25 protein-coding genes, 1 tRNA gene, 3 pseudogenes and 1 riboswitch are annotated in these 24888 nt (G+C 37.6%); of the genes and pseudogenes, 21 read left to right on the top strand and 8 right to left on the bottom strand.

What is annotated here, in order from left to right; translation table 11 throughout:
* The first annotated feature begins 138 nt into the window (after positions 1–138).
* Positions 139–315, top strand: a riboswitch (Lysine riboswitch).
* A gap of 57 nt (positions 316–372) precedes the next feature.
* From AT683_RS07990 to ilvN, 3 genes are all read left to right on the top strand, one after another.
* The gene (locus AT683_RS07990; RefSeq protein ID WP_005661480.1) at positions 373–1893 is read left to right on the top strand and encodes a Na+/H+ antiporter NhaC family protein; all 1521 of its coding nucleotides are present in this window, start codon (positions 373–375) and stop codon (positions 1891–1893) included.
* A gap of 266 nt (positions 1894–2159) precedes the next feature.
* Positions 2160–3881, top strand: coding sequence for an acetolactate synthase 3 large subunit (locus AT683_RS07985; RefSeq protein ID WP_005656914.1), 1722 nt, complete (start codon positions 2160–2162; stop codon positions 3879–3881).
* Positions 3881–4372 (top strand): acetolactate synthase small subunit, encoded by a 492-nt coding sequence (gene ilvN, locus AT683_RS07980; protein ID WP_005647229.1) that lies wholly within the window; start codon positions 3881–3883, stop codon positions 4370–4372. Before AT683_RS07985 ends, ilvN begins: the two co-directional genes overlap by 1 nt.
* 286 nt (positions 4373–4658) lie before the next feature.
* Here ilvN and argS read toward each other — a convergent pair whose 3' ends face one another.
* Positions 4659–6392 (bottom strand): arginine--tRNA ligase, encoded by a 1734-nt coding sequence (argS, locus tag AT683_RS07975; protein ID WP_044365043.1) that lies wholly within the window; start codon positions 6390–6392, stop codon positions 4659–4661.
* A 79-nt stretch (positions 6393–6471) separates the two neighbouring features.
* Here argS and AT683_RS07970 point away from each other — a divergent pair, with 79 nt between their 5' ends.
* Genes AT683_RS07970 through AT683_RS07960 form a run of 3 tightly spaced genes read left to right on the top strand, consistent with a single transcriptional unit; the run spans position 6472 to position 7832 of the window.
* A complete protein-coding gene (locus AT683_RS07970; RefSeq protein ID WP_005647225.1) occupies positions 6472–7041 on the top strand; it encodes a VOC family protein in 570 nt (189 codons plus the stop codon).
* Positions 7042–7090: 49 nt separating this feature from the next.
* The gene (locus AT683_RS07965) at positions 7091–7342 is read left to right on the top strand and encodes a hypothetical protein (RefSeq protein ID WP_005653291.1); all 252 of its coding nucleotides are present in this window, start codon (positions 7091–7093) and stop codon (positions 7340–7342) included.
* 25 nt (positions 7343–7367) lie between these two features.
* Positions 7368–7832 carry an outer membrane lipoprotein gene (locus AT683_RS07960; RefSeq protein ID WP_005647222.1) on the top strand — a complete coding sequence of 155 codons (465 nt, stop codon included), beginning with the start codon at positions 7368–7370 and terminating at the stop codon, positions 7830–7832.
* Between the two features lie 186 nt (positions 7833–8018).
* Here the strand turns inward: AT683_RS07960 and AT683_RS07955 are convergent, their stop codons facing one another.
* The 6 genes and pseudogenes from AT683_RS07955 to pyk all read right to left on the bottom strand — a co-directional run bounded on the left by AT683_RS07955 (position 8019) and on the right by pyk (position 15463).
* Positions 8019–8990 carry a glycosyltransferase family 2 protein gene (locus AT683_RS07955; protein WP_005661490.1) on the bottom strand — a complete coding sequence of 324 codons (972 nt, stop codon included), beginning with the start codon at positions 8988–8990 and terminating at the stop codon, positions 8019–8021.
* 90 nt (positions 8991–9080) lie between these two features.
* A pseudogene (locus tag AT683_RS09535) lies at positions 9081–9567 on the bottom strand (transposase).
* 73 nt (positions 9568–9640) lie between these two features.
* Positions 9641–11290: a glucose-6-phosphate isomerase gene (gene pgi, locus AT683_RS07945; RefSeq protein ID WP_038441300.1), complete on the bottom strand. Its 1650-nt coding sequence runs from the start codon at positions 11288–11290 to the stop codon at positions 9641–9643.
* 96 nt (positions 11291–11386) lie between these two features.
* The gene (gene alr, locus AT683_RS07940; protein ID WP_005653301.1) at positions 11387–12469 is read right to left on the bottom strand and encodes an alanine racemase; all 1083 of its coding nucleotides are present in this window, start codon (positions 12467–12469) and stop codon (positions 11387–11389) included.
* A 9-nt stretch (positions 12470–12478) separates the two neighbouring features.
* Positions 12479–13894 carry a replicative DNA helicase gene (locus AT683_RS07935; RefSeq protein ID WP_257003674.1) on the bottom strand — a complete coding sequence of 472 codons (1416 nt, stop codon included), beginning with the start codon at positions 13892–13894 and terminating at the stop codon, positions 12479–12481.
* 132 nt (positions 13895–14026) lie between these two features.
* The gene (gene pyk, locus AT683_RS07930; RefSeq protein ID WP_005653307.1) at positions 14027–15463 is read right to left on the bottom strand and encodes a pyruvate kinase; all 1437 of its coding nucleotides are present in this window, start codon (positions 15461–15463) and stop codon (positions 14027–14029) included.
* A 230-nt stretch (positions 15464–15693) separates the two neighbouring features.
* Here pyk and AT683_RS07925 point away from each other — a divergent pair.
* The 3 genes from AT683_RS07925 (at position 15694) to AT683_RS10065 (ending at position 17096) form a co-directional block, all read left to right on the top strand.
* Positions 15694–15770, top strand: a tRNA-Val gene (locus AT683_RS07925).
* Between the two features lie 225 nt (positions 15771–15995).
* The gene (locus tag AT683_RS10070) at positions 15996–16313 is read left to right on the top strand and encodes a hypothetical protein (RefSeq protein ID WP_038441298.1); all 318 of its coding nucleotides are present in this window, start codon (positions 15996–15998) and stop codon (positions 16311–16313) included.
* Positions 16314–16379: 66 nt separating this feature from the next.
* Positions 16380–17096 (top strand): site-specific integrase, encoded by a 717-nt coding sequence (locus tag AT683_RS10065; protein ID WP_042593971.1) that lies wholly within the window; start codon positions 16380–16382, stop codon positions 17094–17096.
* On the opposite strand, the pseudogene AT683_RS10000 reads toward AT683_RS10065, so the two are convergent.
* Positions 16998–17452: pseudogene (locus AT683_RS10000) on the bottom strand (replication endonuclease); the annotation flags it as partial. The gene AT683_RS10065 and the pseudogene AT683_RS10000 overlap by 99 nt on opposite strands.
* Here AT683_RS10000 and AT683_RS07905 point away from each other — a divergent pair.
* From AT683_RS07905 to AT683_RS07860, 12 genes and pseudogenes are all read left to right on the top strand, one after another.
* Positions 17449–17670 (top strand): annotated as a pseudogene (locus tag AT683_RS07905) (phage portal protein family protein); the annotation flags it as partial. The pseudogenes AT683_RS10000 and AT683_RS07905 overlap by 4 nt on opposite strands.
* A 14-nt stretch (positions 17671–17684) precedes the next feature.
* Complete coding sequence (locus tag AT683_RS07900) at positions 17685–18401, top strand: PBECR3 domain-containing polyvalent protein (protein WP_041174764.1); 717 nt, start codon at positions 17685–17687, stop codon at positions 18399–18401.
* A gap of 280 nt (positions 18402–18681) precedes the next feature.
* Complete coding sequence (locus AT683_RS07895; RefSeq protein WP_005651005.1) at positions 18682–19218, top strand: elongation factor P hydroxylase; 537 nt, start codon at positions 18682–18684, stop codon at positions 19216–19218.
* 200 nt (positions 19219–19418) lie between these two features.
* Positions 19419–19865, top strand: coding sequence for a tetratricopeptide repeat protein (locus tag AT683_RS07890; protein WP_011272533.1), 447 nt, complete (start codon positions 19419–19421; stop codon positions 19863–19865).
* The gene (locus AT683_RS09725) at positions 19865–20041 is read left to right on the top strand and encodes a hypothetical protein (protein WP_005668661.1); all 177 of its coding nucleotides are present in this window, start codon (positions 19865–19867) and stop codon (positions 20039–20041) included. Before AT683_RS07890 ends, AT683_RS09725 begins: the two co-directional genes overlap by 1 nt.
* Before the next feature lie 12 nt (positions 20042–20053).
* Positions 20054–20608 carry a tetratricopeptide repeat protein gene (locus tag AT683_RS07885; protein WP_011272535.1) on the top strand — a complete coding sequence of 185 codons (555 nt, stop codon included), beginning with the start codon at positions 20054–20056 and terminating at the stop codon, positions 20606–20608.
* Positions 20608–20784 (top strand): hypothetical protein, encoded by a 177-nt coding sequence (locus AT683_RS09720; protein WP_011272536.1) that lies wholly within the window; start codon positions 20608–20610, stop codon positions 20782–20784. The genes AT683_RS07885 and AT683_RS09720 overlap by 1 nt, the downstream gene beginning before the upstream one ends.
* Before the next feature lie 12 nt (positions 20785–20796).
* Positions 20797–21348 carry a tetratricopeptide repeat protein gene (locus tag AT683_RS07880; RefSeq protein ID WP_011272537.1) on the top strand — a complete coding sequence of 184 codons (552 nt, stop codon included), beginning with the start codon at positions 20797–20799 and terminating at the stop codon, positions 21346–21348.
* A 278-nt stretch (positions 21349–21626) separates the two neighbouring features.
* Positions 21627–22709 carry a peptide chain release factor 1 gene (prfA, locus tag AT683_RS07875; protein ID WP_038441466.1) on the top strand — a complete coding sequence of 361 codons (1083 nt, stop codon included), beginning with the start codon at positions 21627–21629 and terminating at the stop codon, positions 22707–22709.
* 52 nt (positions 22710–22761) lie between these two features.
* The gene (locus AT683_RS07870; RefSeq protein WP_005654790.1) at positions 22762–23202 is read left to right on the top strand and encodes an RDD family protein; all 441 of its coding nucleotides are present in this window, start codon (positions 22762–22764) and stop codon (positions 23200–23202) included.
* The gene (prmC, locus tag AT683_RS07865) at positions 23202–24080 is read left to right on the top strand and encodes a peptide chain release factor N(5)-glutamine methyltransferase (protein ID WP_005654788.1); all 879 of its coding nucleotides are present in this window, start codon (positions 23202–23204) and stop codon (positions 24078–24080) included. The genes AT683_RS07870 and prmC overlap by 1 nt, the downstream gene beginning before the upstream one ends.
* Complete coding sequence (locus AT683_RS07860; protein WP_005654786.1) at positions 24080–24883, top strand: SirB1 family protein; 804 nt, start codon at positions 24080–24082, stop codon at positions 24881–24883. Before prmC ends, AT683_RS07860 begins: the two co-directional genes overlap by 1 nt.
* Positions 24884–24888: the final 5 nt, after the last annotated feature.

Genomic DNA, 24888 nt, shown 5'->3' with positions numbered 1-24888 from the left:
AAATATCTATTATTAAATAAATGGTCTAAACAGATATATTTTTTTGTGTTTATTTTCTTTATATTTTTATTCAAGTTTATAAAATTTTTATAAAATCTGTTGGCATTTTGTTTGTTTTACGGTAATCTCTCCAATCACTACAAAAGTAGAGGCGCAATTATTATAAGTATTTTTTCAGAGTGGATAACGAAGAAGAAAAAAGAAAGGAATAGTTGCCGAAATCAAATAAAAGTCGTTTTGTTTGGTTGGTGGCGTGCTCGAAAGGGGCGACACTGTCATAGTTTTTCTGATTAACTATGGAGTGCTACGGTTGTTTTGGTCTTATTCTGTCCTGTGCTTTCCGTTCTCTCCATTAATTATAGGTATTATTTAATGGAACTTATTGATTTTTCATCATCTGTTTGGTCAATCGTCCCTGCTTTGTTGGCGATAATTTTGGCGATAGCAACTCGCCGTGTTTTGGTTTCCCTTAGTGCGGGGATTATTATTGGATCATTAATGTTAAGCGATTGGCAAATCGGCAGCGCATTTAATTATTTGGTAAAAAATGTGGTTTCTTTGGTTTATGCCGATGGTGAAATCAATTCAAATATGAACATTGTTTTGTTCCTATTATTGCTTGGTGTTTTAACCGCACTTTTAACCGTATCAGGTAGTAATCGTGCCTTTGCTGAATGGGCACAAAGCCGTATTAAAGGTCGTCGTGGTGCTAAATTATTAGCGGCATCATTGGTTTTTGTTACTTTTATTGACGATTATTTCCATAGTCTCGCTGTAGGTGCAATTGCTCGTCCTGTGACAGATCGTTTTAAAGTTTCTCGTGCGAAACTTGCTTATATTTTAGATTCAACGGCAGCACCGATGTGTGTAATGATGCCAGTTTCCAGTTGGGGCGCATACATTATTACTTTAATAGGTGGTTTATTAGCGACTTATTCGATCACGGAGTACACACCAATTGGTGCATTCGTAGCAATGAGTTCAATGAACTTCTATGCAATTTTCTCCATTATTATGGTGTTTTTTGTGGCATATTTTTCTTTTGATATTGCTTCAATGGTGCGTCACGAAAAATTAGCTTTGGAAAATACTGAAGATCAGTTGGAAGAAGAAACGGGTAAAAAAGGTCAGGTGCGTAATCTTATATTACCTATTTTAGTTTTAATTATCGCTACAGTTTCAATGATGATTTACACAGGCGCAGAGGCATTGGCTGCGGATGGCAAAGTGTTTAGTGTTTTAGGTGCATTTGAAAACACCGTAGTAGGAACATCTTTGGTTGTAGGTGGATTCTGTTCAATTATTATTTCTACTTTATTAATTATTCTTGATCGTCAAGTGAGTGTTCCTGAATATGCACGTTCTTGGATTGTGGGAATTAAATCAATGTCAGGTGCAATCGCAATTTTATTCTTTGCTTGGACAATTAATAAAATAGTAGGCGATATGCAAACAGGTAAATATCTATCTTCTCTTGTGTCTGGTAATATTCCAATGCAATTTTTGCCTGTTATACTTTTTGTTCTTGGTGCAGCGATGGCATTTTCAACAGGTACTAGCTGGGGAACATTCGGTATTATGTTACCAATTGCCGCAGCAATGGCAGCGAATGCCGCACCAGAATTATTGCTTCCTTGTTTATCTGCAGTAATGGCAGGGGCAGTATGTGGTGATCATTGCTCGCCAGTATCGGATACAACAATTTTGTCTTCAACGGGTGCGAAATGTAATCATATTGATCACGTTACTACTCAGCTTCCTTATGCTGCCACAGTTGCAACAGCGACTTCTATTGGTTACATTGTGGTAGGGTTTACTTATTCAGGTTTAGCTGGTTTTGCAGCAACGGCAGTTTCATTGATTGTCATTGTATTTGCAGTTAAAAAACGCTAAAAGTGTGATCTCATTCAAAAACTTGAATAAAAAATAATATTTTTACTATTTTATAAAATGCGGCATTTTGTCGCATTTTTTTATTTTTATTGATGTAAAAATTTATAAAAAACTAAATTTTCATTTATCTTTGGTTTTTTATATTTTTTTAATTGATTTTTTTGTTGTTTTAGTGGCTAGACAAATTTTTTTTACTTTGTATGATGTGGAATATTGACATAATCTGTTCGTATTTTTAAAAGTGCGGTGAATTTAAGGAGTGAAAAATGAAGAAGTTATCTGGCGCAGAGATGGTGGTTCAATCTTTACGTGATGAAGGCGTAGAGTATGTATTTGGTTATCCCGGAGGCGCGGTATTAGATATTTATGATGCAATTCATACGCTGGGTGGTATTGAACATATTTTAGTTCGCCACGAACAAGCCGCGGTGCATATGGCGGATGGTTACGCACGTTCAACGGGTAAAGTTGGATGTGTGCTAGTGACTTCGGGGCCTGGTGCAACAAATGCTATCACTGGTATTTTAACGGCTTATACCGATTCTGTGCCTATGGTTATCATTTCGGGTCAGGTTATGAGCAATTTAATTGGCAGTGATGCTTTCCAAGAATGTGATATGCTGGGTATTTCTCGTCCCGTTGTGAAGCATAGCTTTATTGTCAAAAAGGCGGAAGATATTCCATCTACTTTGAAAAAAGCCTTTTATATTGCATCTACGGGTCGTCCAGGCCCTGTTGTTGTGGATATTCCAAAAGACACTGTAAATCCGAATTTTAAATATCCTTATGAATATCCTGAATCTGTCGAGTTACGTTCTTATAATCCCACAGTAAATGGACACAAAGGTCAAATTAAAAAAGCGTTAAAAGCACTTTTAGTGGCGAAGAAACCAATACTTTTTGTCGGTGGTGGCGCAATCACTGCTGAATGTAGTAAGCAGTTAATTCAGTTTGCACAACGTTTAAATTTACCAGTGACTTCCTCATTAATGGGATTGGGTGCTTATCCAAGTACGGATAAACAATTCTTAGGTATGTTGGGTATGCATGGTACTTTAGAAGCGAATACGGCAATGCACGAAAGTGATCTTATTTTGGGGATTGGCGTTCGTTTTGATGATCGTACGACAAATAATTTAGAAAAATATTGCCCAAATGCAAAAGTGATTCATATTGATATTGATCCAACCTCAATTTCTAAAAATGTGCCAGTAGCGATTCCAATTGTCGGAAATGCGAAAAATGTATTGGAAGAATTTTTGGGTTTATTGAATGAAGAGGGATTAAAATCTCAAACGGATCTTGAAAGTTGGTGGCAAGAAATCAACCAATGGAAAGCAAAAAAATGTTTGGAATTTGACCGCACTTCTGGCGTGATTAAACCGCAACAAGTCGTGGAAGCGGTATATCGCCTCACGAAAGGACAAGCTTATGTGGCTTCTGATGTAGGTCAGCACCAAATGTTTGCTGCGTTACATTATCCATTCGATGAACCGCGTCATTGGATTAATTCTGGTGGTGCAGGCACAATGGGTTTTGGTTTTCCTGCGGCACTTGGTGTGAAATTAGCTCATCCTGAAGGAACTGTTGTTTGCGTTACTGGCGATGGTAGTATTCAAATGAATATTCAAGAGCTTTCTACCGCAACGCAGTATGGTATTCCTGTTGTCATTATTTGTTTGAATAATCATTTCTTGGGAATGGTAAAACAATGGCAAGATTTGATTTATTCTGGTCGCCATTCGCAAACCTATATGAATTCCTTGCCTGATTTTGCGAAATTGGCAGAATCTTACGGTCACGTAGGAATAAAAATTGCTACCCCCGATGAACTTGAAAGCAAATTGCAAGAAGCATTCAGTATTAAAAATAAATTAGTCTTTGTAGATATTAATGTAGATGAATCTGAACACGTTTATCCAATGCAAATTCGTGGTGGAGCAATGAATGAAATGATTTTAAGTAAACCTCAAGAGGAGACAAACTAATGCGTAGAATTTTATCTGTTTTACTCGAAAATGAGTCTGGTGCTTTATCGCGTGTTGTTGGTTTATTCTCACAACGTGCCTTTAATATTGAAAGTTTGACGGTTGCACCAACGGATGATCCAACGCTTTCTCGAATGACCATTGAAGCTGTGGGCGATGCTCAGGCATTGGAGCAAATCGAAAAACAACTTCATAAATTAGTGGATGTGTTTAAAGTGGTTAATTTAAGTGAGCAGGAACATATAGAACGAGAAATTGTTTTAGCGAAAGTAAGAGCAGTGGGGTCATCTCGCGATGAAATTAAACGATTAGCAGATATTTTCCGCGGTCAAATTGTAGATGTCACACCAAAGTCTTACACAATTCAATTAAGCGGTACAAATGATAAAGTTGATGCGTTTATTTCTGCATTGAAAGAAGAAACTACATTGTTAGAAATTGTTCGTTCTGGATTGATTAGTGTGTCTCGTGGAGAAAAGAATATTCTTTAAAGTAGGGGCGTAAAGTGCGGAAATATTTTAATAGAATTTTACCGCACTTTATTATAAATACATTTGTTTTTTTATAAAAAAATCGTGACCAAGTTCACAAATTTAAAAATATGTATTTGCATAACTGATTGGATTTCTTTATTCTGATACCACTAAAAACAAGTGCTATCTTAAATAGCCGACATCTATTTTGCTTTCCGAGTAGTGCTCCAATGGGGCACTTTTTTTATTCAGTAAACAAGTATAAAAAATCCCTTTCTCAGGAAAGGGATTTTAATTATCTAAATTACATTTTTTCTACGGTTTTAATACCGAGTAACGTTAAACCCTGTTTTAAGGTTTTTTCCGTTAATAATGCTAATTTCAAACGACTTAATTTTATAGATTCATCTTCAGCATTTAAAATTGGACAATGTTCGTAGAATGACGAGAAGATGCCAGCAAGTTCATATAAATAAGCACAAAGCACGTGTGGTGTGCCTTCTTTTCCGACAGTTTGCACGGCTTCTTCAAATTGTAGAAGCTTGATTGCAAGGGTTCTTTCTTTATCATCTTTAATAGTTAAAGGTGCAGCTAAAAGTGCGGTTGAATTTATATCTGTTTTATTAAAGATCGAACGAATACGGGTGTAGGCATATTGCATATAAGGTGCCGTGTTACCTTCGAAACTTAACATATTATCCCAATCAAAAACGTAATCAGTAGTACGGTTTTTGGAGAGATCGGCATATTTCACCGCACCAATACCAACAGCCTCAATCACAGCTTCTTTTTCATCATTAGATAAATTGGTATTTTTTTCATTAATTAATACAGTGGCGCGTTCAATGGCTTCATCTAATAGATCGGCTAATTTTATCGTGCCGCCAGTACGGGTTTTAAATGGTTTGCCATCTTTACCAAGCATCATCCCAAAGTTTTTATGTTCTAAAGAGAAACTGTCTGGTACATAACCTGCTTTACGAGTAATTAACCAAGCTTGTTGCATATGTTGGCTTTGGCGAGTATCTGAAAAAACAAGGGCGCGATTAGCTTTTAATGTTTCATAACGATATTTTGCTGCAGCAATATCTGTTGTAGTGTAAAGGAAACCGCCGTCTTTTTTTTGAACGATTACGCCCATTGGGTCGCCTTCTTTATTTTTAAATTCATCTAAATAAACAACCAATGCACCATCATTTTCCACAGCTAAACCTTGTTTTTTAAGATCTTCTACGATGCTTGGTAACATAGGATTATAAAGACTTTCGCCCATTACATCTTTTTCGGTTAAAGTCACGTTTAAGCGATTATAGTTGTGCTGATTTTGTTGCATAGTGATATCGACTAAACGTTTCCACATCGTTCGACAATATTCATCCCCACTTTGTAATTTTACAACATAATTACGTGCTTTTTCTGCGAATACTTCATCTTCATCGTAATGTTTTTTGGCTTCGCGATAAAAGGCTTCAAGATCTTGTAATTCCATTTCACTGGCGTGTTCATTTTGCATTTTTTCAAGATAAGCAATAAGCATTCCGAATTGCGTTCCCCAGTCGCCTACGTGGTTAGCGCGGATGACATTGTGACCTAAAAACTCAAGGGTTCTGGCTACAGCATCGCCGATTATCGTAGAGCGTAAATGACCTACGTGCATTTCTTTTGCTACGTTTGGAGATGAATAATCAATCACAACTGTTTGTTTATTGGTAGCTTGAATACCTAAATTTTTGTGGGAAAGTGCAGCTGAAATTTCAGTTGTTAGCCAAGTTGGATTTAAGAAAATATTGATAAAACCTGGACCTGCGATTTCTAATTTTTCTGCAATATCAGATAGTTGAAGATTATCTAAAACTTTTTGAGCAAATTCTCGTGGATTTAAACCTAATTTTTTTGCCGCAGCCATAATACCATTGGCTTGATAATCGCCAAATTGTGGTTTTCCTGATTGACGAATAAGCGCATCGCAAGATTGATCAGCACCTGCAAGAATCATCGCTTGTTTAATTTTATCGGATAGAATAGATTGAATATTCACGTTTTTTCCTATGTTCAAATTGAATAATAAAAATAATCGGTTATGATACCGTTCTTTGTATATTTCTCAAAGGGACAAAATGACAAATTTACAGGAAAATTTAACCGCACTTTCAGCAGATTTAGCAATATTTGAAAGAAAAATTCAGCATTTAGCCAAAGAAATGACAATAGATCTGTCTCACTATGAAATTGATCATCTTGCATTACGGGTAAATAGTGAGCAAAGTGCTAAAAATTGGCTGATACTTTTATTAAAGTGCGGTAGAATTTTATCTGATAATATTGTTAATGGTCGTAAGATTTATCTTATTGAATTAGAAAAACCAGTTAAATTTGCCAATCAATTTGTGGATATTATTGAACTTCCACTTCCTAAAAATAAAAAATATCCAATTGAGGGCTGGGAACATATTGAGATTGTAATGCCATTTTTACCGAAAGAATCGATAAATGAATGGATTAACCGTGTTAATATGTATTTTTTATGGGACAAATTAACTCAATTAACCATTAAAGTGAGCGAGCCTAAAGTGGATGGGGAAAGATTACCAAATCCATCTATTGCAGTAAGTTTTACGGATAAAACAGTAAATCATACTTGCATTAAGGTTCATCCTTATTCTATAAAAAAAATACTTGAGGTTTAGTAAAAATGAATAAATTATCACTTGCATTCGTTGTTTAGCAACAGTAGACTTGAGTGCTTTTTCTGCTTTTCAAAAGGAGGAGGGTACTTATAAAGGTCAAATTATTTTTAGTCAAATGGAAGGCAAAAATCTAAAATTAACTGTTCGTAAAAATGATTGTTCTGGTAACCAGCAGAAAGGAGAGGAAGTTGTTATTGTGCATAAGTATGATTCAACTTTAGTTGTTGGTGCTTGTGTTTTAGTATCTGACAATGGTAATACTAAAAACATTTCAACTTTTTCTCCAAGAAACCCACTTTAATTCCTTCTAATATAGAGAATATTATATGAAAAAAACAAATATGGCATTAGCACTGTTAGTTGCTTTTAGTGTAACTGGTTGTGCAAATACTGATATTTTCAGCGGTGATGTTTATAGCGCATCTCAAGCAAAGGAAGCGCGTTCAATTACTTATGGTACGATTGTTTCTGTACGCCCTGTTAAAATTCAAGCTGATAATCAAGGTGTAGTAGGTACGCTTGGTGGTGGAGCTTTAGGTGGTATTGCTGGTAGTACAATTGGCGGTGGTCGTGGTCAAGCTATTGCAGCAGTAGTTGGTGCAATTGGCGGTGCAATAGCTGGAAGTAAAATCGAAGAAAAAATGAGTCAAGTAAACGGTGCTGAACTTGTAATTAAGAAAGATGATGGTCAAGAGATCGTTGTTGTTCAAAAGGCTGACAGCAGTTTTGTAGCTGGTCGCCGAGTTCGTATTGTTGGTGGTGGCTCAAGCTTAAATGTTTCTGTGCTATAACCAATAGCATTAAAGTCTAATATGATTAATCAGTGTCTTAACTTAGTAAGACACTGATTTTTTATAATTAAATTCATTTAAAATATATATTTATCGTCTATCTAAGATAAATTTAAAGGACTAAATTAGAATTTAGTCCTTTTAGACAAACTTGGAATTTGTTCCTCCCCTTTCTGAACACTCTATCTAAAATATAACATTTATTTTTCTTATGAACTTTTTTATAATCTTTAAATTTTGCTTTAAATCAAATAATTCAAGATGATATTTAATAAAATGTAAGAGTGAAGTTATAGTATATTTATCTAAGCTCATATACATCTCATAAAGTATACTTTTCAACACTTTATTACTTTTATCCACATGATATATTTCTAGCAACGACACACTATTAATTACTTTTATATCTATACCTATCTTATTAAGGTAATATGTAATATTTTCCCTCTTTATCTTTTTAGCTACCTCATTTTGCTTATGATTATAAACTGATGATGTTTGGTTTCCATGTAGTCTATATTTTACCAATGCTTCAGGATAATTAGCTAAACAACCAAGCCTACTAACCTCTGACCAAAACTTATAATCTTCTGCATACGGATAATCTTTATTAAAGATTAATTTATGCTCTCTATATACATTTGCTCTCATAATCATAGTGTTGTTATGTATCGGATTATAGAAAAGCATAGCTTCACAAATATCATTATGTAGCAATGGATTTTTCCATATATCTCCAGTTTTATATTGAGAACCGATAATTCCACATTCTTTTTCTACAATAATCTCTAAGTATGATCCCATTGCTGTAATATGATCATTTTTCTCTAGATAGGTAACTATTTTCTCAATCCACGATGGTTTAGCTATATCATCAGCATCCATTCTTGCAAAATATTTACCTGAAAAACAACCAAGGCCTATATTCAAAGAATTTATGAACCCTAAATTATATTTATTACTGATAATTTTTATCCTTTTATCTAATTTAGATATTTTTTCTAAATGAGGCAAAGTCAAATCTGTTGAACCATCATTGATAACTATAATTTCTAGATTTTCATAAGTCTGATTAATAATGGATGAAATGCTTTCATCTATATATTGCTCAGCGTTATAAGCACAAACAATAACCGATACTAATGGGAAATTTTCCATATAAGCTCTAATTTTACACTCTTATTTAAACTATTTTATACGTTATTTAAATAACAAAAGGAGATGCATAGATAACCAATTAAAACTCTCCTAAATTAATTGTTTTGAAATAGAAATTTGAGTTTTTTTAAATCACTGTGATTAAAACGCCATTCATATTCCTTTAAATATAGCTTAAGAATATCATAACCTCTGTAGAAATTCATATAAATAATACTACCTTGTTTACCTTTTCTCGAATAATCGGTAACAGTGTTGCAGATTGCATATTCATAACCACCACAGTGTTACTTTGCCATTTCGTTTCAAAAAACAAATTACGAAGTTTTTCCAGCTTCTCCTTGACCAAGTTTACCTTTCAGAGCACCACCAAAATAGCTTTCATTCGCTTGAATTTCACTTTCAAACATTCCCATATGTAGGTTGCTTTGAGTGATAAACAATGGTAGACGATGAAAGTAATAAGCTGAAGTTTATTTATATTTACCAACTTAGCTGCGGCTAGAGCTGTCACACTTGCCAGAAATATCTCAATAAGTTTATTTTGTTTATATTGACTTAAGCGACTTTCTCTCATTTGATTATCTTAACCTAAATAGAGTTTTTAGTCGTTATTTGTGATAGCTCTAGAATTATTCAAATCCAAATAATTAACGCCATGCTTTAAATTGATTAATTAATCCATTTGTTGAGCTGTCATGACTTGCTACTTTTTCAGAATCTGTTAATTCAGGAAGAATTCTGTTTGCAAGTTGTTTGCCTAGTTCGACACCCCATTGATCGAAGCTAAAGATATTAAAAATCACACCTTGTACGAATATTTTGTGTTCATACATCGCAATTAATGCCCCTAAAGTAAATGGCGTGATTTTTTGAACGAGAATCGAATTAGTTGGCTTATTACCCGTAAATACTTTAAATGGAACAATATTTTTTACATCATCCAAAGATTTCCCCGCTTTTACAAATTCAGCCTCGACTTCCTCTTTTGTTTTTCCGAATGCTAATGCTTCTGTTTGTGCAAAGAAGTTTGAAAGCAATTTATTGTGATGATCTGCCAATGGGTTATGGCTTTGAGCGGGTGCGATAAAATCACAAGGAATTAAAGTAGTGCCTTGATGAATTAATTGATAGAACGCGTGTTGTCCGTTTGTACCAGGTTCTCCCCAAATGATAGGGCCAGTTTGATAATTGTTAATGACATTGCCATCACGATCCACATATTTACCATTTGATTCCATATTACCTTGTTGAAAATAAGCTGCGAAGCGATGTAAATATTGATCATAAGGTAAGATCGCTTCTGTTTGCGCACCAAGAAAATTGGTATTCCATAAACCAACTAATGCTAAAGTGGTTGGGATATTTTGTTCGATTGGAGTAGAGCGGAAATGTTCATCCATTTCATGCGCGCCATTTAATAACGCTTCAAAGTTTTCAAAGCCAATTGATAGCGCAATTGAAAGACCAATGGCTGACCATAAAGAATAACGACCGCCAACCCAATCCCAAAATTCAAACATGTTATTGGTATCAATGCCAAATTTTTCTACATCTTTAGCATTGGTTGATAATGCTGCAAAATGTTTTGCAACCGCACTTTCATCTTTCGCCGCTTTCAGTAACCAATCACGCGCACTTTGCGCATTTGTCATGGTTTCTTGAGTTGTAAAAGTTTTCGATGCTACTAAGAAAAGCGTCGTTTCTGGATTGACTTTTTTTAAGGTTTCTGCAATGTGTGTACCATCGACATTTGAAACAAAGTGCATATTTAGATGATTTTTATACGGGCGAAGTGCTTCGGTTACCATATAAGGCCCTAAGTCAGAGCCACCAATACCAATATTCACTACATCCGTAATGGCTTTGCCTGTATAGCCTTTCCATTCGCCAGAAATAATACGCTGACAGAAATCTTTCATTTTAGCTAGCACAGTATTGACTTCAGGCATGACATCTTTGCCATCAACAAGCACTGGCGTATTAGTGCGATTGCGAAGTGCAGTATGTAGCACGGCACGATTTTCTGTACGATTGATTTTTTCGCCAGTAAACATCGCTTCTTTTGCGCTATCAAGTGCGCATTCTTGAGCAAGTTGGCGAAGATGTGAAAGGGTTGTTTGATTGATGTTGTTTTTGGAAAAATCGACAAGAATTTGGTTATTGAATGTTAAAGAATAATCGTCAAAACGATTTTTTTCTTGTTTAAATAAATCTTGGATGGTGGTGTTTGACAATTCAGCTTTATGTGCTTCGAGAGATTTCCACGCTTGGGTGTGAGTTGGGTTAATATTTTTCATGGTATTTCCTTTCATTAAAAATAATCAAAATTTTAACCGCACTTTCTGGAATTTTTATTAGGGAGAATGACTCCCTCTGTTCAAAAAATGCAGTGATTAATCAACGTATTCAGTTATAACACGAGGTGTTAATTTTGTAATTAGCTCGTAGCTTAAAATGCCTGTGAATTTAGCTACGGTTTCAATAGGTAATTCCTTGCCCCATAAAATTACTTCATCGCCTACCAAATCTTGGCTATCTGCGCCTAAATCAACAGTAAGCATATCCATTGACACACGTCCAACAATTGGTACAAGACGGCCATTTAAATAAACAGGTGTACCTTCTGGCACATCGCGCGGATAACCATCGCCATAACCCATTGCGACCACGCCAATTTTAGTATCTCGTGGACTTGTCCAAATACCGCCGTAACCTACAGGATCGCCTTGTTTATGATGGCGAACGGCAATTAATGACGAGGTTAAATTCATCACTGGCGTTAAGCCAAACTCTTTACCGATAGTATCAGTTGGAGAAATGCCGTACATAATAATGCCTGGGCGGATACATTCCAGATGAGATTCAGGCCAGAAAAGAATGCCGCCAGAAGCTGCGATAGTGCGTTCACCTTGTTTATCTTTTGTGGCGGATAAAAAACGATTGATTTGGAGCTGAGTGTAATCTGATTCTAGTTCATCGGCTCGGCTGAAATGGCTGACAAAGCCTAAGTGCGGTTGAATTTGAGGGAGTTTTTTCAGTTCTTGATAAAAATAATCCACTTCATCAAGAGCAACGCCCAAGCGATGCATTCCCGTATCTATTTTTAACCAAACTTTAATTGGACTTGGTAAATTCGCACGTTTTAAAGCATCAAGCTGTTCGTGATTGTGTACCACGGTTTCAATATTATTAACGGCTAGAATAGGCAAATCTTGTTCATTGAAAAAACCTTCAAGCAATAAAATCGGTTTAGTAATGCCGTTGGAGCGTAATGCTAAAGCCTCTTCTAAACGCGCCACGCCAAAGCAATCAACATTTTGTTCTAAGGTTGAAGCAACGAATACAACGCCGTGACCATAGGCGTTTGCTTTAACCACAGCAATAATTTTGCTATTTGGTGCTTTTTGTTTAATTATTTCTAAATTCTGTTTTAAGGCGTGCGAACTAATTTTCGCTGTCGCCGGTTTTACGTTCATTATTTTTCCTTAATAATCATCTCGATATTCACGTTGTTCGGCGAGATTGTCGAAGCGTGAAAATTGTCCATTAAATTTTAACCGCACTCGACCAATTGGGCCGTTACGCTGTTTACCGATAATAATTTCTGCAACACCTTTATCTTCCGAGTTATCGTTATAGACTTCGTCTCGGTAAATAAACATAATCAAGTCTGCATCTTGTTCAATAGAGCCTGATTCACGTAAATCTGAGTTTACAGGGCGTTTGTCTGCACGTTGCTCTAAAGTACGATTTAACTGAGAAAGGGCGACTACTGGCACTTGTAATTCTTTGGCGAGTGCTTTGAGGGAGCGAGAAATTTCTGCGATTTCTAGTGTTCGGTTATCTGAAAATGCTGGTGCGCGCATTAATTGCAAATAATCCACCATAATCATACTTAATCCACCATTTTCACGATAAACTCGGCGTGCCCGGGAACGAACATCGGTAGGTGTTAGACCTGAAGAATCATCGATAAAAAGATTATTTTTTTGCTTGAACATTCCCACTACGCTGGCAATTTTGTTCCACTCGATTTCATCTAAATTTTGCCCTGTACGGATTTTAGTTTGATCAACGCGAGCAAGGGAAGCGATCATACGCATCATAATTTGTTCTGCTGGCATTTCTAAACTAAATACTAAAACGGGTTTTTCACTTGCCATTGCGGCATTTTCGCAAAGGTTCATGGCGAAAGTGGTTTTACCCATTGACGGACGTGCTGCAACGATAATTAAGTCAGAAGGTTGTAAACCAGCCGTTTTTTTATCAAGATCGGTAAAGCCCGTCGTAACACCTGTTACACCTGAATGATTTTCAAGTTTGCTTAAAATATCGATTTTTTCAATGGTACTTTCTAGCACATTGATCACATTTTGTGGGCCTTCGCTAGAAGTCGTACGTTTTTCTGCAATCGCAAATACTTCACGCTCAGCCTCATCAAGAATTAACTTAATGTCTTGCCCTTTAGGAGAATAGCTATTTTCAGCAATGCGATTTCCTACCGAAATAAGTTCTCGTAATATGGCTTTCTCGCGCACGATATCTGCATAAGCCAAAATATTAATGGCGTTCGGAGTATTATTGGAAAGTTCTGCTAGATAGGCAAATCCACCTACTTCATCGCTTACACCACGGCTTCTTAAGGCTTGATCTAGCGTAATTAAATCAATAGGTGATTGATTACGCATTAGATGTTCCATTTCTGTAAAAATTAGACGATGCTGAAAAGTATAAAAATCGTCAGCAATCACACGTTCAGCAATGCCATCCCAATGTTGATTGCTCAGCATGATGCCACCCAACACGGCTTGTTCAGCCTCAATTGAGTGCGGAGGAATGCTAACTTGTGCTGTTTTTTTGTCTGAAGATTTAATTTGAGGTTGTGATGCCATAGGACTTATTTCGATACTAGAATGTCGCCTATGATACCGCAAATATCTATTGGATTTAAGTGAAAAGTGCGGTGAAAAAAGGAAATAAAAAACGGTGGAAAAATCCACCGCTCTTTTATTTTAACATATTTAGATTGTTGATTATTCAACAATTAATGTACGACATACGTTAGTTTGTGTCGCACCTTGACCACCTTGGGTTACCAGCACTAAATCGCCAGTAGATAAATAACCTTTTTCTTTTAATGATTGAAGTGCTGCTTTTGCACCGGCTTCTGTACGACTTTCTTCGCCGTGATAAATTGGTGTTACACCGCGGTATAGTGCACAAAGGTTTAGGGTTTCTTGATTACGAGATAAAGCAAAGATTGGTAAGCCAGAGCTAATGCGTGACATTAATAATGGAGTACGGCCTGTGCTACTTAAAGTGACGATTGCCGCTACACCTTTCATGTGGTTTGCTGCATACATTGCAGACATCGCAACAGACTCTTCAATGGTTTCAAATTCTTTATCCATACGGTGACGAGAAACGTTAATGCTTGGCATTTTTTCTGCACCTAAACATACGCTAGCCATTGCTGCCACTGTTTCAGAAGGATATTGACCGGCTGCTGTTTCTGCAGAAAGCATAACTGCATCAGTTCCATCTAATACTGCGTTTGCAACGTCCATTACTTCAGCACGCGTTGGCATTGGGTTACTAATCATTGATTCCATCATTTGAGTCGCTGTAATTACAGCACGATTTAATTGACGTGAACGACGAATTAATTTTTTCTGTACACCGACTAATTCAGGATCGCCGATTTCTACACCTAAGTCACCACGAGCAACCATAATTACATCGGATGCTAAAATAATATCGTCCATGGCTTCGTCATTAGCAACGGTTTCTGCACGTTCAACTTTAGCAACGATTTTTGCATTTAAACCTGCTTGTTGAGCAAGTTCACGTGCATAATTTAAATCTGCACTTGAACGAGGGAAAGAAACGGCTAAGAAATCAACACCAATGCGTGCAGCGGTAATAATGTCGGCTTTATCTTTTTCTGTTAGGGCATCCGCAGATAAACCGCCACCTAATTTATTGATACCTTTATTATTTGATAATGGACCACCAACAGTAACTTCAGTGAAAACTTTTGCACCATCAGTTGATAATACTTTTAATTGAACACGGCCATCATCTAATAAAAGAATATCGCCCGGCACAACATCTTGAGGAAGCGTTTTATAGTCTAAACCAACGGATTCTTGAGTGCCTTCGCCTTTTGGTAATTCTGCATCAAGAATGAATTTATCGCCAACGTTTAAGAAAATTTTACCGTCTTTAAAAGTAGAAACACGAATTTTAGGACCTTGTAAATCACCTAAGATTGCCACGGTTTTACCTAATTTTTTCGCAATAGAACGTACACGTTCAGCACGTCCGATATGGTCATCAGGTGTACCGTGAGAGAAGTTCATACGAACTACGTTTGCGCCCGCTGCGATAATTTTTTCAAGATTGTTATCACGGTCAGTTGATGGGCCCATAGTACATACAATCTTCGTTCTTCTTAGTCTTCTAGACATTATTTACTCCGTCAATAATTACAAAATTTTAAAGGTGTTATTTTACTTCGCTACATATATTAGCCAGATAAAAAATCGGTGCACATTATACGCTTAAAACTTTTGGAAATCAAAAACGGCTCAGTTATTTAAGCTGGTTTTGTTTACTTTTTTGCCAGTTATATCGGGTTTTAAGAAAAATACTTGTGTTCAAGTTAAAAATATCTATAATCACGACTACTTCACACAGTGCGACTATAGCTCAGTTGGTTAGAGCACCACCTTGACATGGTGGGGGTCACTGGTTCGAGTCCAGCTAGTCGCACCATCTCTATTTTTCTCTATTCCCCAATTTTCAGATAGAAATAGATAAAATATAAGTAAAAACAATAGCTTATATAATTTCACACACTAAAACATACCTTCTTTTTTATATCAAAATCGCCTAAAAGGTAGTATTTTTATACCGATTGGGATCGATTTCGATCTGTTCTATACTCCATTGCACATATTTTTGCACACGTGTATTGCACACATTTTTATGGAATAAACAATGGCGACAATTATCAAGAATGGCAAGCGTTGGCACGCACAAGTGCGCAAGTTTGGCGTGAGCAAATCAGCTACTTTTTTTGACTCAAGCAGACGCAAAAAATGGGCAGAAATGCTCGAAAAACAGCTCGAATCAGGAAAGTATAATGAAATCCCTGATATTACATTGGATGAACTGATTGATAAGTATCTAAAAGAAGTCACTGTAACCAAGCACGGGAAACGTGAAGAGCGCATAAGACTACTGCGTCTTTCTCGAACTCCGCTTGCCGCAATATCTTTACAAGAAATAGGAAAAGCACACTTTCGTGAGTGGTAAAATCAACGATTAAAAGAAGTCTCTCCAGCAACAGTTTTGCGTGAACGTAGTTCGCTTTCTGCTCTAATGGCCAAAACGATTGAATGGGATTTTATAACAGCCCCCCCCCTAAAATATCTTGAGAAACCAAAAGCACCAGCGCCAAGAACTCGTCGATATAATGAACATGAAATTGAGCGTCTGATTTTTGTGTCAGGTTATGATGTCGAACATATTGAACCGCCAAAAACCTTACAAAATTGCACGGGGGCGGCATTTCTTTTTGCTATAGAGACAGCAATGAGAGCAGGGGAAATAGCAAGTTTAACTTGGAATAATATCAATTTTGAAAAGCGCACCGCCTTTTTGCCAATTACTAAAAATGGACATTCAAGCACGGTGCCTCTTTCGGTAAAAGCAATAGCGATTTTACAACATCTTACTTCGGTAAAAACAGAAAGTGATCTGCGAGTATTCCAAATGGAAGCACGCCAACTGGATCACAACTTCCGCAAGCTCAAAAAGATGGAAGGGCTTGAAAATGCCAATTTACATTTTCACGACACCCGCCGTGAACGATTGGCAGAAAAAGTGGATGTAATGGTATTAGCCAAAATATCGGGCCATAGAGATCTCAGTATTCTGCAAAATACTTATTACGCACCTGATATGGCAGAAGGCTATAAAACAAAGGCGGGTTATGATCTGACCCCAACCAAAGGCTTGAGCCAACGGAATTTTTTCTTCTTTAATGAAAACTTCATCGTTTTCACAACAAATCCACCGATAGTCATTAAGCTGTAACCGTCCATGGAGCATTAAAAGGTCAATTTGTGACGGTTTTAATGGCGAACCGATAGGCAACATCAATAGATTAGCTTGATGTTCAATTTTTGAACGGTTACAGTTATTGACACAAGTCCAAGCGGCTCGATGCGCCTTGTTTGTTCGGTGGTCTCCGAATTAAGTGCGGTGGAACCCAACGCACTTTTCGCTGATTTAATCACCCAGTTTTTTAATTTGGTGATGATTTTCTTTTCTGTGAATCTGTTTTTTACCCCCACAATTTTCTTACGAATCTCACCGTATTTATTCGGTTCGCATTCTTCATACTCAATACAAATAGGCTGATCACAACGTTTTGTCATTGCGCCACCTTGCGCAAACTATCACTCAACAAATCATTTTGCCGTATTTGCAAATTAATGTTGATCCGAATATTGCGCCACATCGTATCCCTTATTTTGAGTTTGACACAAAAGAATATGAAGACTTATCGGTATTTGCAGATGCCATCCCTAAACTTACGGGCATTGGCGTGCAGATTTCGGAAAGTTGGGTGTGGGATAAATTAGGGATTCCTGAACCGCAGGAAGGTTAGGCGAAAGAGATTTGAAACGCCGTGGGATTGATAAGCCTGACGACAGTTCTGAATTTTTGGTGGAAGTAGAACGCCCAGCAGATAAGCAAGGTAATCGTGAAAAGACGGTAGGGTTTAAATTGCCTGATGGCACGATACGTGTGACGGATAAAGGCTTTGATTACAATGTAGGGCGATTAAACTACAAGCCTAATTTGGATCTTTATCCTGAAAAACTGGCGCATGCGTTTGCGAAGGTTGAGATGAAAGGTGGGGAGTTTAAGCACGATTTTGAGTTGTTGGCAAAGCATATGGCGGAGATGAAACAAACGCTCAGCCTAGATGGAAAAAAACTCACTGTTGATCAAATGTTACAGGTGCGAGATAGTCTTACCAAAAATTTTAAATTTGCGGCAGGTGTCTTGAGTGCGGAAAGTAAGGATTTATTGAAAAGCAAAACTGGCACAGTGTGGCTTTCTGATGATACTTTAATTAAACAGTTTAATAGCCGTGATGGGCAAGATTTTGGACTGGAAAGCTATGCACTTTTCCCTGATTTATTTAATCAGCCTGATATTGTTCTACAAGATAATGATCGTTTTTATTTTATCAAAAACTTTGAGAAACAGCGTATTTTAGGTGTAATAAAGCACTTATCTAAATTTAATGAAATTTTTGTGCTTTCGGCAAGGGAGATTAATATCAAGGAAGTAGAAAAAATGAAAGGTAAATTGGCAGTTATCAAGTAAGGCTCCCGATCACTTACACACGCTCTCGGACACCTGAGCAGGACGAGCCACCTCAAGTAGGCTGCGGCAGGGAGATTATCACCGCTTTTTTAATAACTGCCTTGCATGAATATACCCCCTTAAATTTTAAAAATCAACAATTACTTCCTCAAATTTTTATGCGAGCAAAAGGGCGATCGATTCGTTTGATTGGGTTACATGTCAATTTACCCGAAGAAAATAAACAAGAACAAATGAGCCTCTGGTGATATAATCTCGCGGTTTTTTAGGAGTCGATACCATGGAACATAAATTAGAAGATATTATTGCAATTTTTAATCAATGTTTTGAAGAGGAATACAACACTCGCTTAGTCAAAGGCGGTGATGAGCCCATTTATTTACCCGCAAATGATGAAGTGCCTTATAACGCGATTTATTTTGCGCGAGGCTTTTACAGCAGTGCATTGCACGAAATTGCCCATTGGTTAGTGGCAGGCAAAGAACGCCGTAAACTAGAAGATTTTGGTTATTGGTATGAGCCAGATGGACGTTCAGAAGAACGTCAGCGTGATTTTGAAAAAGTTGAAGTTAAACCGCAAGCATTAGAGTGGATTTTGGCAACGGCGGCAGGTTTCCGTTATTTTGCCAGTGCGGATAATTTGAATGGCAATCCGGGCGATACACAGCCTTTTAAACAAGCCGTGTATGAACAAGTGAAAATCTATGCGGAAAAAGGTTTACCAAAACGAGCGGAAATGTTACGCAAGGCGTTAGTGGCATTTTATGGCACAGAAGATGAAATTGATCTGGCGAAGTTTGATGTCGTGCGTATTTAATAGCAGAAAGTGAGCAAAATTGCTCACTTTTTTCAGTCTTAAGCCCCCAATTCCCTCCTAATTAAATAGTTCAATTTTTAATCATTTCACACCCAGTATACTGGGTGTTGTACTCTCTTTACAGAGAGTACAACAAAACATAATGCTAAACAAAAAATGTTTGGTTGTTTCAATTGTTGATTAATAAATGGACGATTTCTATGCGATTCACAAAAACACTTTTTACCACCGCACTTTTAGGTGCTTCTATCTTTTCTTTTCAATCCACCGCTTGGGCGGATACGCTGGAACAGCAATTCCAACAAGGTTCTGAAGCCACTACGAGAGGCGATTATCAAACCACCTTTAAATTTTTGTTACCTCTGGCGGAGCAGGGAAATGCAGAGGCTCAATTGATGTTGGGCGTGATGTATGCAAGAGGAATAGGCGTCAAACAAGATGATTTTGAAGCGGTGAAGTGGTATCGCCAAGCGGCGGAGCAGGGATATGCAAATGCTCAAGCTATATTGGGATTCTCATATCTTTTAGGACAAAGCGGTGTTCAAGTAAATAAATCTTTAGCCAAAGAATGGTTTGGTAAGGCTTGTGATAATGGTGATCAAAATGGTTGCGAATATTATGGCAAGTTAAATAGAGGGGAGCTCTAATGCCAACTTTACAATGCGAATTTTGGAATGTAGGGCAAGGGTTATTTTCAAGTGGGCGTATTCAAATGGGAGACGCCCCAGCCTTTCATTGGGTTTATGGTTTGCAAGTTCCTCATCATGGTTCAAAGCCAATTTTAGTGAATAAAAATAAAAGATTATCCATTCATTCAATTTAATAGGAAAACAAAATGAAACTCACAAAAACACTTCTTACCACCGCACTTTTCGGTGCTTCTGTATTTTCTTTTCAATCCACCGCTTGGGCGGATACGCTGGAACAGCAATTCCAACAAGGTTTAACCGCTTATGAGCAAAGCAACTATCAAACCGCCTTTAAACTTTGGTTACCTATGGCAGAGCAGGGATATGCAAAGGCTCAATTTAATTTGGGCGTGATGTATGCTAAGGGGCAAGGCGTCAAACAAGATGATTTTGAAGCGGTGAAGTGGTTTCGCAAAGCGGCGGAGCAGGGATATGCAGAGGCTAAATTTAATTTGGGCCATATGTATTCTAAGGGACGAGGCGTCAAACAAGATGATTTTGAAGCAGTGAACTGGTATCGCAAAGCGGCGGAGCAGGGAGATGCAGATGCTCAAGCTATATTGGGATTCTTATATCTTTTAGGAGAAAGAGGTGTTCAAGTAAATAAATCTTTAGCCAAAGAATGGTTTGGTAAGGCTTGTGATAATGGTAATCAAAATGGCTGCGAATATTATGGCAAGCTAAATAGAGGGGAGCTCTAATGCCAACTTTACAATGCGAATTTTGGAATGTAGGGCAAGGGTTATTTTCAAGTGGGCGTATTCAAGTGGGAGACGCCCAAGCCTTTCATTGGGTTTATGGTTTGCAAGTTCCTCATCATGGTTCAAAGCCAATTTTAGTGAATAAAAATAAAAGATTATCCATTCATTCAATTTAATAGGAAAACAAAATGAAACTCACAAAAACACTTCTTACCACCGCACTTTTAGGTGCTTCTGTATTTTCTTTTCAATCCACCGCTTGGGCGGATACGCTGGAACAGCAATTCCAACAAGGTTTAACCGCTTATGAGCAAAGCAACTATCAAACCGCCTTTAAACTTTGGTTACCTCTGGCGGAGCAGGGAGATGCAAATGTTCAATTTAATTTGGGCGTGATGTATGCTGAGGGGCAAGGCGTCAAACAAGATGATTTTGAAGCGGTGAAATGGTATCGCAAAGCGGCGGAGCAGGGAGATGCAAATGCTCAGGCTTATTTAGGTTTGGCTTATACTGAAGGGCGTGGTGTAAGACAAGATTATACCGAAGCGGTGAAGTGGTTTCGCAAAGCGGCGGAGCAGGGACATGCAAATGCTCAAGCTATATTGGGATTCTCATATCTTTTAGGAAAAGGTGTTCAAGTAAATAAATCTTTAGCTAAAGAATGGTTTGGTAAGGCTTGTGATAATGGTGATCAAGGTGGTTGCAAATATTATGGCAAGCTAAATAGAGGGGAACGCTAATGCCTTTATTCCGCTTACCGCAATAATAATGCGAATTTTGGAATGTGGGGAAGGGATTATTTTCGAGTGGGCGTATTCAAATGGGATACGCCCCAGTTTCCCATTGGGTTTATGATTATGGCATGAATTCAAGTCAGCAACTTATTCAAAATGCCATACAAAAATATAAAAATAAAATCACAAATAAAGCGTCTGAGATTCTTAATTTCCTTTTCGCTGTCAATTTTCCCTAAAATCGGCTAGAATGCACCGATTTTATTTTCGGTGACTTATAAATGATGAAAGATTCCATTATTGCAAAATTAGAAAGTTTAAAAGAACGTTATGAAGAGCTAGAAGCCTTATTGGGCGATGTTTCTGTAATTAGTGATCAGGATAAATTCCGTGCGTATTCTAAAGAATATTCGCAACTTGAAGAAGTAGTGAAATGTTTTAATCGTTGGACGCAATTAAATCAAAATATTGAAGAAGCTGAAATATTGCTCGACGATCCTGAAATGAAAGAAATGGCGCAAATGGAAATCGAAGAATCCAAAGCGGAAATTGAAGAAGTGGAACAACAACTTCAAATTCTTTTACTGCCGAAAGATCCTAATGATGAATATAACTGCTATTTAGAAATCCGTGCGGGAACAGGCGGTGATGAAGCAGGTATTTTTGCGGGTGATTTATTCCGTATGTACAGCCGTTATGCGGAAAGTAAACGCTGGTGTGTAGAAATGCTCAGTGCCAACGAAAGCGAGCAGGGCGGTTATAAAGAAGTGATCGTAAAAGTAAGTGGCGAAGGCGTGTATGGCCAGCTTAAATTTGAATCGGGCGGTCATCGTGTGCAACGTGTACCAAAAACAGAAAGCCAAGGGCGTATCCACACGTCTGCTTGTACCGTTGCGGTAATGCCAGAATTGCCTGAATCTGAAATGCCAGAAATTAATCCAGCAGATTTACGTATTGATACTTATCGCTCATCAGGTGCAGGTGGTCAGCACGTAAATACAACGGATTCTGCGGTGCGTATTACACATATTCCAACAGGCATTGTTGTGGAATGTCAGGATGAGCGTTCACAGCACAAAAATAAAGCGAAAGCAATGTCAGTATTAGCGTCACGTATTGTTCAAGCAGAGCAAGAACGCCAAGCCGCAGAACAAACAGATATGCGCCGTAACTTATTAGGTTCGGGCGATCGTTCTGATAAAATTCGTACATATAATTATCCGCAAGGTCGAGTAACCGATCACCGTATCAATCTCACTATTTACCGTTTGGATGAAGTAATGAATGGTAAAATTGATGAACTGATTCAGCCGATTATTACGGAATATCAAGCGGATCAGTTGGCGGCATTGTCTGAACAGAATTAATGATAGGGGCATCTGATTTCAGATGTCCTTTTTAACTTTAAAAGGAAATAAAATGATCATTGAAAATCAAAAAGATGCTGAATTTTCTTCTGCTTTCAAATCTTCTCAACCTGCTCAAGCAAGCCGTTTTAAACGTTGGCTTGCGAGTATGATTAATGGGCTTGTGCTTTGGGTGATGGCTGGTCTCGGTTTTGCATTGGGGGATTTTGCCGGTGTAGTGGGGATGATTGTATATGCTGGTTTTCAGTTATATTTCATGAAAACTTATGGTCAAACAATGGCAAAACGCTGGTTAGGCTTGCGCGTATTTAATTATCATACCAATCATCCTGTTGAATTTGGTAAATACATCGGTCGTGAGATTATTGATATTTTATTGGCATGGACAAGTTTCTTATTGATTATTAGCGGTATTGTTGCACTTGTGCGTGATGATCGCCGTTCTTTAACGGATTTAGTGGCTGGCACGATGGTGTTAAAAGACGAAAAATAATGAATTATAAAGAATGGCTGGCACAAGCGATTGTAGATTTAGCACAAAAAAATCCCACTGAAAATAGTAAAATTGATGCACTTGTGCTTCTTCAACACGCTACTGGCAAATCGCGTACGCAAATCCTTGCTTTTGATGATACTGAGATTGATGAAAAAGTGCGGTTAAAATTGACCGCACTTTTAGATCGTCGTCTAAAAGGCGAACCTATCGCTTATATTCTTGGTGAAAAAGAATTTTGGTCGTTACCATTAAATGTTTCAAAAAGCACATTGATTCCAAGACCAGACACGGAAAGTTTAGTGGAAAAAGCATTACAAATTGCGTTAGAAAAACTGGAAGAAAATCCACCGCACTTTCGTATTCTTGATCTCGGCACTGGCACAGGCGCAATCGCCCTCGCTTTGGCTTCCGAGCTTGAGCCCATTTGCCAAAAGCGGCATATTCCGCTGGAAATAATTGGTGTTGATCTTATGCCCGATGTTGTGGCATTAGCTCAATCTAATGCAGAAAGAAATCAGCTAAATGTAGAATTTTTGCAGAGCCGTTGGTTTGATAATATAACAGGGAAGTTTGATCTTATCGTCAGCAATCCGCCTTATATTGATGCGCAAGATGAACATTTGCATCAAGGCGATGTACGTTTTGAACCCCTTTCTGCATTAGTTGCCAATGATGCAGGGTATGCTGATTTACGTCATATTATTGAATTAGCATCGAGTTATTTGAATTCTAATGGCGTATTATTGCTTGAACACGGATGGCAACAAGGAGAAAAAGTGCGGTCAATTTTCCAAGAAAATCATTGGGAAATGGTTGAAACTGTGCGTGATTATAGCGACAATGAGCGTGTCACTTTAGGTTTTTGGAAGAAGTAATGAAATATTATCGACGTGCGTTATACGATAAATTTGTGCATTTTTATCTTGTTATCTCTGATGATGGCAGCTCAGAAGCACAACTTCGGGGAAAAATGGGTGGGCTTGTGCGTAAAGCGCGTAAAAAAATTTCGCCAGATTGGCCGAAAGAAGAGCAGATTCATCAGTTACTACAGCTATTTTATGGTGATTGGGGCTTTCATTGCGATCCAGAAGATTATTTTTATGCTCGCAATTTATATTTGCCTTATGTGTTTGAACATCGTCAAGGAATGCCAGTGACTCTTGGGGCAATGGTGTTTTATTTAGCTGAGGCATTGGATTTGCCAATTTACCCAGTAAATTTCCCAACACAGTTAATTTTACGTGCTGAAGTCAGAGATGAAGTGGCTTTTATTGATCCTTGGGATGGCACTTATATTTCACAAGAAAAATTGCAGCAACTTTATGAAGGTGCATTTGGGTTTGGGGCGAAAATTCAACCCGAAGAACTTGATAGAGCCGATCTTTCTTTACTTTATTCTCGCTTTGAGCAACTGGCGAAAAATGCGCTTATTCGTGAAGAGCATAACGATATGGCATATCACTATATTAAGAATTTAATGATTACTGATGCTGAAAATCCTTATCATATCCGTGACCGTGGCTTAGTTTTAGCTCAAATGGGGGCTTATCCTTCAGCATTGAAAGATTTAGAATTTTTTGTGGAACATTGTCCAAAAGATCCAACGGCGGCGTTTATCCGCACGCAACTTTTAGAACTTAAAGGCGAGATTAATAAAGATACTTTTCCCCTCCATTGATTTAA

Source organism: Haemophilus influenzae (assembly GCF_001457655.1).
Classification (GTDB): domain Bacteria; phylum Pseudomonadota; class Gammaproteobacteria; order Enterobacterales; family Pasteurellaceae; genus Haemophilus; species Haemophilus influenzae.
This window is presented reverse-complemented; position numbering and strand designations above follow the sequence as displayed.

Coding starts and splice junctions, on each gene's coding strand:
- AT683_RS07990 (WP_005661480.1), top strand. CDS start 373: ATGGAACTTATTGATTTTTCATCATCTGTTTGGTCAATCGTCCCTGCT.
- AT683_RS07985 (WP_005656914.1), top strand. CDS start 2,160: ATGAAGAAGTTATCTGGCGCAGAGATGGTGGTTCAATCTTTACGTGAT.
- ilvN (WP_005647229.1), top strand. CDS start 3,881: ATGCGTAGAATTTTATCTGTTTTACTCGAAAATGAGTCTGGTGCTTTA.
- AT683_RS07970 (WP_005647225.1), top strand. CDS start 6,472: ATGACAAATTTACAGGAAAATTTAACCGCACTTTCAGCAGATTTAGCA.
- AT683_RS07960 (WP_005647222.1), top strand. CDS start 7,368: ATGAAAAAAACAAATATGGCATTAGCACTGTTAGTTGCTTTTAGTGTA.
- AT683_RS07955 (WP_005661490.1), bottom strand. CDS start 8,990: ATGGAAAATTTCCCATTAGTATCGGTTATTGTTTGTGCTTATAACGCT.
- pgi (WP_038441300.1), bottom strand. CDS start 11,290: ATGAAAAATATTAACCCAACTCACACCCAAGCGTGGAAATCTCTCGAA.
- alr (WP_005653301.1), bottom strand. CDS start 12,469: ATGAACGTAAAACCGGCGACAGCGAAAATTAGTTCGCACGCCTTAAAA.
- pyk (WP_005653307.1), bottom strand. CDS start 15,463: ATGTCTAGAAGACTAAGAAGAACGAAGATTGTATGTACTATGGGCCCA.
- AT683_RS10070 (WP_038441298.1), top strand. CDS start 15,996: ATGGCGACAATTATCAAGAATGGCAAGCGTTGGCACGCACAAGTGCGC.
- AT683_RS10065 (WP_042593971.1), top strand. CDS start 16,380: ATGGCCAAAACGATTGAATGGGATTTTATAACAGCCCCCCCCCTAAAA.
- AT683_RS07895 (WP_005651005.1), top strand. CDS start 18,682: ATGGAACATAAATTAGAAGATATTATTGCAATTTTTAATCAATGTTTT.
- AT683_RS07890 (WP_011272533.1), top strand. CDS start 19,419: ATGCGATTCACAAAAACACTTTTTACCACCGCACTTTTAGGTGCTTCT.
- AT683_RS09725 (WP_005668661.1), top strand. CDS start 19,865: ATGCCAACTTTACAATGCGAATTTTGGAATGTAGGGCAAGGGTTATTT.
- AT683_RS07885 (WP_011272535.1), top strand. CDS start 20,054: ATGAAACTCACAAAAACACTTCTTACCACCGCACTTTTCGGTGCTTCT.
- AT683_RS09720 (WP_011272536.1), top strand. CDS start 20,608: ATGCCAACTTTACAATGCGAATTTTGGAATGTAGGGCAAGGGTTATTT.
- AT683_RS07880 (WP_011272537.1), top strand. CDS start 20,797: ATGAAACTCACAAAAACACTTCTTACCACCGCACTTTTAGGTGCTTCT.
- prfA (WP_038441466.1), top strand. CDS start 21,627: ATGAAAGATTCCATTATTGCAAAATTAGAAAGTTTAAAAGAACGTTAT.
- AT683_RS07870 (WP_005654790.1), top strand. CDS start 22,762: ATGATCATTGAAAATCAAAAAGATGCTGAATTTTCTTCTGCTTTCAAA.
- prmC (WP_005654788.1), top strand. CDS start 23,202: ATGAATTATAAAGAATGGCTGGCACAAGCGATTGTAGATTTAGCACAA.
- AT683_RS07860 (WP_005654786.1), top strand. CDS start 24,080: ATGAAATATTATCGACGTGCGTTATACGATAAATTTGTGCATTTTTAT.